Source organism: Deltaproteobacteria bacterium (assembly GCA_019309045.1).
Taxonomy (GTDB): Bacteria; Desulfobacterota; Syntrophobacteria; order BM002; family BM002; genus JAFDGZ01.
Window position 1 is genome coordinate 1 of sequence record JAFDGZ010000122.1, and the last position, 8,663, is coordinate 8,663.

Below are 8,663 nucleotides of genomic sequence, written 5' to 3' on the forward strand. Positions count from 1 at the left end.
AAAGCGGCCTGTTCCGCAGCCAAATTCGAAGACGCTTTCTGCCTCTTCGAACTTGCCATGAATTATCAGCTCATTCAGCGCTGCATCTTCATAAAAGGCCTGGGCATCCTGCTTCTTTCCAAAGCGGTCGTAGAAGGTTCTGGCCTGTGTTCTGGTAAATACCATTGCTATACATTGAGGCCAAAGGCTGAGCTCGCTTATCTCGCCAAAGTCGCAGTGCGGGTAGTGGGATCTGCTGTAGCTCCCGCCATTATGGGTGTCCCTTTAATATGGCTGTTTACACCTGTCAAAAAGCCGGTACTGATCCAAATTTGGCTCTATTTTCGATACTATCTGTCGTCAAGTCAAGTAGTTAACTTGACCAGCCCTCGAATGCAAATGTAAGTGGATGGTTGACAGTTCCAGTTCTGAGGTGTAGTATTTTGCTACAATATTCAGCAAACTTCGGGGGGATGATGAAAAAGCTTCTTTTTACGGCGGTTCTTGTTGCTCTGCTTTTTTTTCCAGGACTGGGTGCCGCCGATACCTGGAACTTGGTGACTAGCGGAGGCCTGGGTGATTCTAGCAATGAGGATGCGTGGGCCATGGTGCTCTTTAACGGGATGCTCTACGTGGGTACAACAAATGAATCAACCGGGGCTGAGGTCTGGTCGTATGACGGCTCAACATGGACGCAAGTCAATACAGATGGCTTTGGCGACAGCAACAACACGGGCATCTCCGAGATGAAGACCTCGAACGGCAAGCTCTATGCCGCCACGGCGAATTCGACAACTGGAACCGAGGTCTGGGAGTACGATGGAAAGAACTGGAGCCAGGTTAATGCAGACGGCTTTGGAGATAAGAATAACTGGCGGACAGACAGTATGATTATTTCCAATGATGGTTTATTCGCTGGTGCAGAGAATTATTCCGGTGCTGAGATATGGCTTTATGATGGCGTAAATTGGAGTCAGCTAAATGCTGACGGCTTTGGGGACGTCAACAGATTCGCTCCAACGGACATGGCCTTTTTTAATGGTAGCCTTCATGTGGCTGTGGCCTCCTTCACCGAGGGTGCTCAGGTGTGGCGCTATGACGGGAGAGCCTGGGACCAGGTGAATACGAATTCTTTCGGTGATGCGAACAACTTCAGTGCGACGAGTTTGGCTGTTTTCAACAACCTGCTCTATGTTTCGACCTGGAACAGTACCACAGGTATAGAGCTCTGGGAGTACAACGGTTCCTCCTGGAAACAGATCAATAAAGATGGTTTTGGAACTGCGAACAATGATCTTTCATGGTTCATGACGGCTTACAATGACAACCTTTATGTGGGCACGAGGAACTCTGCCGATGGTGCTGAAATCTGGAGATACGACGGAATGGACTGGAGTTCCTCGGTTGCGGGTGGCTTTGGGAGCACGGGAAACAGCCGTATCAGCAGTATGGCCGTTTTCGATGGAAGGCTCCTTGCCTCCACTTTGAACACTGCGGGCACCGAGATCTGGGCGCTCCGAAAACCGTTGCGGGTAACGCCGACTGCGAGTTTCCTATTGCTGCTCTTTTCAGGAAACTAGTATTGAAATTATTGCTTGCTTAGCGTTACTCACATACTGCCTCGAATTCGTTCCTGTGCAATTTTGGACGAATTTTGCTTCATGGGCAAAATACCGGATTAACCTTGTTCGTGGTCTCGATTAACCGGCACTGCCCTTACTTCTGACCCAACCGACTTCTTTAATTTAAGTCTTGCTACCAGGATAATTCTCCTTTTACTTTCGGCCTCGAATGTCGCAAATCAGCAGTGCGGTATTCCGCGTCACTTGCACTTGCCCACTTCGTCATCTCGATGATGCCGCCACTTTAATTCCAGAACCAATAAATAGGCATCCGCATATTTTCCGTATGATTGACTGCGGTGTTCGGCTTTCTTGAAATGCTAGGGCAATTCTGGAAGAGACAGAGCTGAGAATACAAAGATATGTGAAGCTGATCGCCATGACAACAAGGGTCATGCTCACGTATGGCAAAAGGAGGCCACCCTGCACAGAATAGATGAACGCCGGTAAAAACAGCAGTTATAAACTCTTCTCCATAAAACTCGAGGCGGTTGATGGTCGAGTCGAAGGGCGGGTTTTCCGTGACAGTGGCAGAGAGAATTGCTGTTTATGGCCAAGGTTGCGGTAGGCGAACATTTGATACCGGGGGCGCAGGGTGCCATGGAACGTTGGCGTCGCACTGGCACTGCAAAGTTCAGTAAACGGTTTCATTTTAGCCCGTCTTGGCGTACAGTACGGAATCCAGGATGACTCCGGGCACCACAATCAGCCAGAAAGTGAGGAACAATATGGCATCCAGCAATGGCGATAAAGCGTGCGATTTCACCATATACGGCGCCCTGGGGGACCTTTCCCGGCGCAAGCTCATTCCTTCGCTCTATCGACACCCGCATCATAGGCGTCGCCCGGCACGAACTCAACCGCGAGGGCTTCCAGACCAGCATGGAAGAAGCCCTTGAGAACTTTGTGGGTGAATCTCTTGACGCTGAAGCTGTTAAACGGCTGCTCGACCGTCTGCATTATGTGATGATTGACCTCCAGGCGCCAGACCAGTACAGCCGGCTGGCCGAAATCGTGGACCAGGAGAAACGGGTGCTGGTCAACTACTTTTCGGTGGCTGCTTATCTGTTTGACGATATCTGCCGGGGCCTGGAGCAGGCTGGTCTCATCACGCCCCAGGCCAGGGTGGTGCTGGAGAAGCCCATAGGACGCGACCTGCGCTCGTCACAGGAGATCAACGATGTGGTGGGACGCGTGTTTGCTGAAGAACAGGTGTACCGCATCGACCACTACCTGGGCAAGGAAACCGTCATGAACCTCGTGGCGCTGCGCTTCGCCAATTCCATCTTTACCACCAACTGGGACCACAACACCATTGACCATGTACAGATTACTGTGGCCGAAGAGGTTGGTATCGAGGGTCGCTGGGGGTATTTCGACGAGGCCGGCCAGCTGCGCGACATGGTGCAGAACCACCTGATGCAGATCCTGACCCTGGTTGCCATGGAGCCGCCGGTCAACCTGCAGGCCGACAGCCTGCGCAACGAGAAGCTCAAGATCCTCAAGGCGCTGCGCCCCATCACTGTCGACAATGTGGAAGAAAAGGTGGTGCGCGGCCAGTACAGCGCAGGATTTATCGAGGGCCGGCCAGTGCGCGGCTACCTCGAGGAGGAAGGCGGCAATCCCAATTCCACCACCGAGACCTTTGTGGCCATCCGGGTGGACATCGACAACTGGCGCTGGGCTTATGTGCCGTTCTACCTTCGCACTGGCAAAGCCATGGCTACCAAGCGCTCGGAGGTGGTCATCATCTTCAAGCGGCTGCCCCATAACATCTTCGTGGACTCCTACCGGAAGCTGCCGCCCAACAAACTGATTATCCGGCTGCAGCCCGACGAAGGCGTGGAAATCGAGATGCTCAACAAAATCCCTGGCATCGGCGAAGGTGTACGGCTGCAGCGCACTATGCTGGACCTGAGCTTTTGCGAGGCCTTCCACGGCGAGCGCATCGCCGACGCCTACGAGCGTCTGATCCTGGAGATCATGCAGGGCAACCAGGCCCTCTTTATCCACCGCGATGAGGTGGAGCTGTGCTGGACCTGGATCGACTCCATTCAGAATGCCTGGGCCCAGAGTGACGAACCGCCCAAAAAGTATCCGGCCGGCAGCTGGGGCCCGGTGGGCTCGGTGGCCCTGCTGGCCAGAGACGGGCGCGAGTGGGAAGAATAGGATACGCTGCTGGCATGCAAAATCCCGGGATCAAGAAATTTGTGGACCGGCAAGGGTTGGCCGTGGACCTGGCCGAACGCATTGCCGAGCTGCTCAGCCATGCTGTGGAGCGCTCCGGGGAGGCTTGCCTGGCGGTTTCCGGCGGTTCAACTCCGGCGGCCCTGTTCGACCAGCTGTCGCAGTTGGCAGTGCCGTGGGAGAAGGTGGTCGTCACTCTGGTGGACGAACGCTGGGTGGCCCCAGACGATGCGGATTCCAACGAGCATCTGGTTCGCAGCCGCCTGCTGCAGAACCGGGCAGCTGCCGCCAACTTTGTGGGCCTCAAGACGCCGGCGGCCACGGCTGCAGAGGGTGAAGCCGAGTGCAAGCAGCGTCTTGCTAAGCTGCCGCACCCCTATGCCTCGCTGGTTCTGGGCATGGGCAAAGACGGGCATACCGCCTCCCTGTTTCCGGGGGCTGCGCAGCTGGCTGCAGCCACGGACATGATGTCGGGCCGCACCTGCATGGCTGTCACACCGCCCGCTGCCCCCCACGACCGCATGACCCTCACATTGCCGGCCATCCTGGATGCCCGGCGGATCTTCCTGCACATCACCGGTCAGGAGAAATGGCAGGTCCTGCAGAAGGCCCTGCAGGAGGGACCGGCTCACGAGATGCCCATCCGCTTCATCCTGCGTCAGCAGACGACTCCGGTGGTCGTTTTCTGGGGACCTTGAAGGAGACACAGCATGCACAGAACCGTAGAAAATGTCACCCGCCGCATTGTAGAGCGCAGCCAAAAACACCGGCAAGCTTACCTGCAGCGGATCGATCAGGACAGGGCCGCAGGCCCCTTCCGCCATCGGCTGCCCTGCAGCAACCTGGCGCACGACCTGGCCGGCTGCGGACCAGAGTGCCGCACGGCGCTGCTGGACGAAAGCCGCCCCAACATAGCCATCATCTCGGCCTACAACGACATTCTCTCGGCCCACCGTCCCTACGAGACGTACCCCGGCATCATCCGCGAGGCCGTGGCCGCCGCCGGAGGTGTTGCTCAGTTCGCCGGCGGGGTGCCGGCCATGTGCGACGGCGTCACCCAGGGCGAAGCGGGCATGGACCTGAGCCTCATCAGCCGCGATGTCATCGCCATGTCTACCGTGATCGCCCTTTCACACAACGTCTTCGACGGGGCGCTCCTGCTGGGCATCTGCGACAAGATCGTACCCGGGCTGCTCATGGGTGCGCTGCAGTTCGGCCACCTTCCCATGATCCTGGTGCCAGGCGGCCCCATGACCTCTGGTCTGCCCAACAAGGAGAAGGCCCGTGCCCGTGAGCTTTTCGCCCAGGGAAAGATCAGCCGCCGCGAAATGCTGGACTACGAGAGCCGCGCCTATCACAGCCCGGGCACCTGCACCTTCTACGGCACGGCCAACTCCAACCAGCTGATGGCCGAAATGCTGGGGCTGCACCTGCCTGGCGCCTCCTTCGTCAATCCCGGCACGCCGCTGAGAGACGCTCTTACCAGGGCGGCGGCCGCTCGCATCACGGCCATGACCCACCTGGACGACGACTACATCCCCATTGGCCGCGTTGTCAGCGAGAAAACCGTGGTCAACGCCATGGTAGGCCTGCTGGCCACCGGGGGCTCTACCAACGAGACCATCCACCTGGTGGCCATTGCGCGGGCCGCCGGCATTCGCATCGACTGGAACGACTTTGCCGAGCTGTCTGACGTGGTGCCCCTCATCGTGCGCATTTACCCCAACGGTCCAGGCGACATCAACTCCTTCCAGCAGGCCGGCGGCATGGCCCTGTTGATCCGCGAGCTGCTAGGAGGCGGACTGGTGCATGAGGACGTGCACACCGTAGCCGGCGCAGGCCTCTCCCGCTACCTGCAGCAGCCCGTCCTCGAGGTGGAACAGCTCGTCTGGCAGGAGGGACCCCGGCACTCCGCCGCCCCCGATGTCATGGCCACTGTGGAGGCGCCTTTCGACACCATGGGAGGCATCAAGCTGCTGGCCGGCAACCTGGGCCGCGCCATCATGAAGATCTCGGCCCTGGCCGACGGCGAGCACACCCTGGTGGAGGCGCCAGCCATGGTCTTCGACAGCCAGCACGAACTGGAAGAGGCCTACAAGGCCGGCCGGCTGGACCGCGACCTGGTGGCTGTGGTGCGCTTCCAGGGGCCGCAGGCCAACGGCATGCCGGAGCTGCACAAGCTGATAACTTATCTGTCCATCATCATGGACCGCGGCTATACCGTCGGGCTGGTGACTGACGGGCGGTTGTCCGGGGCCTCGGGCAAAGTGCCCTTTGCCATCCATTGCACCCCGGAAGCCTACTGCGGCGGCATGCTGGCCAGGGTGCAGGACGGCGACATGATCCGCATGGATGCGGCCGCCGGCACACTGGAGCTCATGGTGGACAGTGAAGAACTGAGGCGGCGCGAAGCGGTGGTCCCGGATCTCGCCGAGCACCAGTACGGCCTGGGACGGCAGATCTTTGCTCCCCTGCGCCGTCAGTTGCTGGGCGCCGAAGAAGGCGGCACCGCCATTTTTACTTATGGCGGAGACAGCTGCAATATCCCCAAAACACATGAGTGAGCCATAAATATGCCCAATTTAGAATTAGAAAACTGGAAAATAGACCCCCTGGACATCCTGCACGCGGGGCCGGTAATTCCGGTTATAGTGATCCACGAGATCGATCAGGCCGTGCCGCTGGCCAGAGCCCTGCTTGAGGGCGGTGTGCGGGTGCTGGAGATCACCCTGCGCTCGGATGCAGCCGTGGAGGCCATCGGCCGCATCAGCCGCGAGGTGCCTGATGCCCTGGTGGGGGCCGGCACGGTAACCTCGCCTGGTGACCTGGCTGCCGTGAGCGAGGCTGGCGCCCTGTTTGCCATCAGCCCCGGCCTGACGCCCAGCCTGCTGGAGGCCGCTCGCGAGGGCTCCATTCCGCTGATTCCCGGCATTGCCACGGCCTCCGAGCTCATGCTGGGCATGGAGAGGGGTTACCGGGCTTTCAAGTTTTTCCCTGCCGAGGCCGCCGGCGGCGTGCGGTTGTTAAAATCCATTGGCGGACCATTTCCTCATATTACTTTCTGCCCCACCGGCGGGGTGACCTATGCCAACTTCCGGGACTACCTGGCCTTGCAGAACGTGGCCTGCGTGGGCGGCTCCTGGCTGGCGCCTTCCGATGCCATTGCCAAAGGCGACTGGCAGAGAATCACGGCCCTGGCGCGCCAGGCAATCGAAGGGGCTTCACAATAGGAAGGCACAGGGGAGCAGGGGCATTTAAGGCTCCATTTCTGTCTGGAGCCGGTCGTACAACTCGTCGAGTTCTTTCTGCAGTCTACTGTCCTCAGTATGATTTGCCTCGGCAGCTATGAAACCCAGCAGCTCTTCGAGTTCATCAAGAGTATACTTGACAATGATCTTGCCCTCTTTTTCGCTGGCTAGTTCAAACTGATCAGTGAGATCGGGACCAACAAATGTGTGTTCAAGAATCAGCGATTTCTCGTGACTATTGAGGGTAACTTCCACGGGTTGGCTATAATCGATTTGCTTCCTTTGCATCTACTAAATCCTTTCCTGTACACATTCTCATGCGGCGTTGAGCGCCGGAGCTGAGCCGTGGTTGACGTAATGCCTCTAGCACTCAATGAATAGGGGCAACAGAGCTGTTAGCGCCGTCGGAGTTCAGCGAAAGGTATGCTAGAGAATGTTGGTCTCTGGGAATTGGTTTCAGGCGCTTAATCTGTTTTGCTTCAGGGCTGTTCATTGCATGCCAAAGATCCCAATCCTGCTGCAAGCGCAGCCAAAAATCTGCAGACATACCTAAAACATGGGACAACCGCAATGCCGTATCCGGAGTTACCGAACGCTTGCCTTTGATAATTTCGTTGAGACGAGGGTAGGAAACCCCCAGGCGACGGGCGAGTTCTGCTTGTGTAAGGCCGTGGTTTGACGAATTCCTCGAAAAGCATCTCCCCCGGATGTGTCGGGGGACGATTTCGGGGCAAGCGCCTCCCCGTATCAGTGGTAATCTGTGATTTCGACCTCGCAGGCATGGCCTTCCTCCCATATAAAACAAATTCTATACTGCTGATTAATGCGGATACTGTATTGATTCTCCCGGTCACCCTTCAAGCGTTCCAGGCGATTACATGAAGGCACTCTAAGTTCATTGATCTCGCGAACTCGATTGATTTGATCCAGTTACCGGCGAGCAACCTGCCAAATTGCTTGAGGGCAACATCTTCGAGCTGCTTGAGATGCGATCCCATCAAAAATATCCTCAGTGCCAGCAGACTTAGGGTTTTTATCATGGGTCATATTATAATGGGGTCCATTATAGTTGCCAAGTTGTTTACAAATTAAGCAAATAACGTAGAGCTTACCGGCCGGGTGTGGTGAACCCAAAATGTTTGCAATGGTTAAAGACTATGCGCTCGCAAGGCACTACGAAAAAGCCGTAGCGTCCACCCGGTCCGCATGAAGCGCCTGGTTGACGCTCAGTCTCCCGGTTCCTTCGGAAGCTGGGCACCATGCCAGACAGCAACAATCCAGACGATATCGGCTTTAATTTTGTAAAAGAACCGATATGGCGAGATGATAACCTCACGATAGGGAAGGTCTGGAAATTCTGGTATGAGTCTTCCTGATTCAGGTAAGTCCTCAAGTCTTCGTAAAATTTTTTCAGCACGATCTCGAAATTTGACAGCCGCAGAGGGTTTATCTTGGCGAACATATGCGAGAGCTGAAAGGAATTGATTTCGAGCAGAGGGGGTAAAGCGAACTTTCACTATTGCTCCTTATCCAAGAGTAAATCGGCTTCAGCAAGAACAGTATCTAAATCATACCCCTCACCAATTTCAACTTCCTTATCGCCCTTGGCTAAAAGCCGCAGAAGTTC

Annotated in this window: 6 protein-coding genes and 3 pseudogenes; 5 read left to right on the forward strand and 4 right to left on the reverse strand. The window is 56.5% G+C overall.

Going from position 1 to position 8,663, the window contains the following annotated elements; translation table 11 throughout:
• Nucleotides 1–452 precede the first annotated feature (452 nt).
• The 5 genes and pseudogenes from JRI89_16050 (at nucleotide 453) to JRI89_16070 (ending at nucleotide 7,018) form a co-directional block, all read left to right on the forward strand.
• Nucleotides 453–1,559, forward strand: coding sequence for a hypothetical protein (locus JRI89_16050; protein ID MBW2072752.1), 1,107 nt, complete (start codon nucleotides 453–455; stop codon nucleotides 1,557–1,559).
• 770 nt (nucleotides 1,560–2,329) lie between these two features.
• A pseudogene (zwf, locus tag JRI89_16055) lies at nucleotides 2,330–3,770 on the forward strand (glucose-6-phosphate dehydrogenase).
• A gap of 14 nt (nucleotides 3,771–3,784) precedes the next feature.
• Nucleotides 3,785–4,486, forward strand: coding sequence for a 6-phosphogluconolactonase (gene pgl, locus JRI89_16060; protein ID MBW2072753.1), 702 nt, complete (start codon nucleotides 3,785–3,787; stop codon nucleotides 4,484–4,486).
• A 12-nt stretch (nucleotides 4,487–4,498) separates the two neighbouring features.
• Nucleotides 4,499–6,352, forward strand: a complete 1,854-nt coding sequence (locus tag JRI89_16065) for a phosphogluconate dehydratase (protein ID MBW2072754.1) — start codon at nucleotides 4,499–4,501, stop codon at nucleotides 6,350–6,352.
• A 9-nt stretch (nucleotides 6,353–6,361) separates the two neighbouring features.
• Nucleotides 6,362–7,018: a bifunctional 4-hydroxy-2-oxoglutarate aldolase/2-dehydro-3-deoxy-phosphogluconate aldolase gene (locus JRI89_16070; GenBank protein MBW2072755.1), complete on the forward strand. Its 657-nt coding sequence runs from the start codon at nucleotides 6,362–6,364 to the stop codon at nucleotides 7,016–7,018.
• Between the two features lie 24 nt (nucleotides 7,019–7,042).
• Here the strand turns inward: JRI89_16070 and JRI89_16075 are convergent, their stop codons facing one another.
• The 4 genes and pseudogenes from JRI89_16075 to JRI89_16090 all read right to left on the reverse strand — a co-directional run bounded on the left by JRI89_16075 (nucleotide 7,043) and on the right by JRI89_16090 (nucleotide 8,553).
• Nucleotides 7,043–7,324, reverse strand: a complete 282-nt coding sequence (locus JRI89_16075; GenBank protein MBW2072756.1) for a hypothetical protein — start codon at nucleotides 7,322–7,324, stop codon at nucleotides 7,043–7,045.
• 82 nt (nucleotides 7,325–7,406) lie between these two features.
• Nucleotides 7,407–7,818: pseudogene (locus JRI89_16080) on the reverse strand (HigA family addiction module antidote protein).
• Nucleotides 7,784–8,083, reverse strand: a pseudogene (locus JRI89_16085) (type II toxin-antitoxin system RelE/ParE family toxin). Before JRI89_16085 ends, JRI89_16080 begins: the two co-directional pseudogenes overlap by 35 nt.
• A 179-nt stretch (nucleotides 8,084–8,262) precedes the next feature.
• Nucleotides 8,263–8,553: a type II toxin-antitoxin system RelE/ParE family toxin gene (locus JRI89_16090; protein MBW2072757.1), complete on the reverse strand. Its 291-nt coding sequence runs from the start codon at nucleotides 8,551–8,553 to the stop codon at nucleotides 8,263–8,265.
• Nucleotides 8,554–8,663 lie beyond the last annotated feature (110 nt).